Origin of the sequence: Methylobacterium sp. WL116 (genome assembly GCF_008039455.1) — a bacterium.
Taxonomy (GTDB): domain Bacteria; phylum Pseudomonadota; class Alphaproteobacteria; order Rhizobiales; family Beijerinckiaceae; genus Methylobacterium.
Genome location: NZ_VRUV01000760.1, coordinates 1 through 1,649, shown reverse-complemented (window position 1 = coordinate 1,649; position 1,649 = coordinate 1). Strand labels below are relative to the sequence as shown.

The following is a 1,649-nucleotide window of genomic DNA, read 5'->3' as shown; positions in this document are numbered from 1 at the left end:
CCCTGGAGCCCTCCTTCGAGGCCGCTCACGCGCCGCCTCGTCCCACCCGACCCCCTCATCCTGAGGCGCCGCGTGAGCGGCCTCGAAGGAGGGCTCCAGGGATCGCACCGACGGCGGGAGGGCTCCTTCGAGGCCCCTTGCCGAGGCAAGGGGCACCTCAGGATGAGGGGGTGGGTGGGATGACCGGCTCCGTGCGGCGCACCGCGACAATCCTTCGTCCTTCCCCCCTCCCGTGCCGCCAGCGCCCTTGTCCTGCCGCTCCGATCCGCGCCAGGATCGCCGGGTCGGCGAAAGGGGACCGGATCATGGCTGTGGCGTCGGGACCCGGAGCCCCAAACCCCCTCGACCTCGTGCCGATCGAGGATGCCAGCCTCGGGGCGTTCTACCGGATCATGACCACGCCCGAGCGGCGCACCTTCTGGGCCTGCGCCGCCGGCTGGGCGCTCGACGGCATGGACTTCATGATCTACCCGTTGGTGATCGGCACGATCATCAGCCTGTGGAGGGTCGATCCGGGCACGGCCGGCCTCGCCGCCACCGTCACGCTGCTGGCCTCCGCGCTCGGCGGGTGGCTCGCCGGCTTCGTCGCCGACCGCATCGGCCGCGTGCTGACGCTGCAGATCACCATCCTCTGGTTCTCGGTCTTCTCGCTGGTCTGCGCCTTCGTGCAGAACTTCGAGCAGCTGCTCGTCGCCCGCGCGCTGCTCGGCCTCGGCTTCGGCGGCGAGTGGGCGGCCGGCGCGGTGCTGATGGGCGAGACCATCCGGGCGCAGTATCGCGGCCGGGCCGTCGGCTCGGTGCAGTCCGGCTGGGCGATCGGCTGGGGGATGGCGGTGCTGTCGCAGGCGGTGCTGTTCTCCTATCTCCCGCCCGAGAGCGCGTGGCGCTGGATGTTCGCGATCGGCGCGCTGCCGGCGCTGCTGGTGTTCTACCTCCGCCGCTACGTCGCGGAGCCGAAGGTCGCCGCCGAGACCCGCGCCAGGGCGCGCGCGGCCGGCGAGGAGCCCAAGCTCTGGGAGATCTTCGCCGGCCCGCTGCTGCGCACCACGATCCTGGCCTCGCTCGCCGCCGCCGGCTGCCAGGGCGGCTACTACGCCATCACCACCTGGCTGCCGCGCTACCTCACCACCGAGCGCGGCCTGTCGATCGTCTCCTCCACCGGCTACCTCTCGGCGCTGATCGTGGGCTCGTTTGCCGGCTACCTCGTCGGCGCCTGGCTCGCCGACCGGCTCGGGCGGCGCCCGCTGTTCCTGATCTTCTCGATCGGCGCGATCCTGGTCATCGTCGCCTACACCCAGCTGCCGCTCTCGAACGCGGTGCTGTGGGTGCTGGGCTTCCCGCTCGGCTTCTTCGCCTCGGGCTACTTCTCGGGGATGGGCGCCTTCCTCACCGAGCTCTACCCGACGCGGCTGCGCGGCTCGGGCCAGGGCTTCTGCTACAATTTCGGGCGGGGCCTCGGCGCGCTGTTCCCGTTCCTGGTGGGCGAGCTCTCGAAATCGATCGGCCTCGCCTCGGCGATCGCGGTCTTCGCCGCGGGCGCCTACGGCGTGTTCTTTCTCGCCGCCTTCGCCCTGCCGGAGACGCGGGGGAAGGTGCTGCACGCCGACGGGTAGGGGGACGGGTTTGTCCCTCCCCCCTCTGCGGGGGAG

1 protein-coding gene is annotated in these 1,649 nt (G+C 71.9%); it reads left to right on the top strand.

Annotated features, from left to right (window positions below):
* Positions 1-305 precede the first annotated feature (305 nt).
* Positions 306-1,613: an MFS transporter gene (locus FV223_RS27065; RefSeq protein WP_147729794.1), complete on the top strand. Its 1,308-nt coding sequence runs from the start codon at positions 306-308 to the stop codon at positions 1,611-1,613.
* The last annotated feature ends 36 nt before the right edge of the window (positions 1,614-1,649 follow it).

Coding starts and splice junctions, on each gene's coding strand:
- FV223_RS27065 (WP_147729794.1), top strand. CDS start 306: ATGGCTGTGGCGTCGGGACCCGGAGCCCCAAACCCCCTCGACCTCGTG.